Origin of the sequence: Pseudomonas sp. TKO26, from assembly GCF_003225665.1 — a bacterium.
In the GTDB taxonomy this organism is placed as follows: domain Bacteria; phylum Pseudomonadota; class Gammaproteobacteria; order Pseudomonadales; family Pseudomonadaceae; genus Aquipseudomonas; species Aquipseudomonas saponiphila.
The window spans coordinates 1-399 of sequence record NZ_QKLN01000060.1 but is presented as its reverse complement, the minus strand read 5'-3'; the positions used below and the strand labels follow the sequence as shown (position 1 = coordinate 399).

Here is a 399-nt window from a genome sequence, read left to right as displayed (position 1 = left end):
CGCCACCACATATTGACCTCCGACATCGCGCGCCGGCCGCGTCGGCTGGGATCAAGCGACCGGGCCCCCCAGCCCCGCCAGTCCCACCACGAGGTCCAGCCCCAGGCCCAGCAGCACGTATATCAGCTCGAGGATGACCACGGTCAGCAGGTACTTGTTAGCGAAGAACGGGAACACGATGGCGAGCACGATCAGCGCCGGGATGATCCAGCGCAGCCGCGACTTGTAGTCCGGTGCCAGCACATGCACCCCGGCACCTGTGGTCTCGAAGCCCTGGAGCATCTTCAGGCCCTTGGGGGTTTGCAGGAACAGGCTCAGGGCCTAGCGGGCGGCCATGACAAGCGCGACCAGCCACGCCCCGCGGGGCTGGTGCAGCGCGAAGCGGGCTGCACGGAGCCC

Annotated in this window: 1 pseudogene; it reads right to left on the bottom strand. The window is 67.9% G+C overall.

From position 1 onward, the window contains the following. Nucleotides 1-69 precede the first annotated feature (69 nt). Nucleotides 70-399, bottom strand: a pseudogene (locus DNK59_RS31450) (DUF3382 domain-containing protein); the annotation flags it as partial.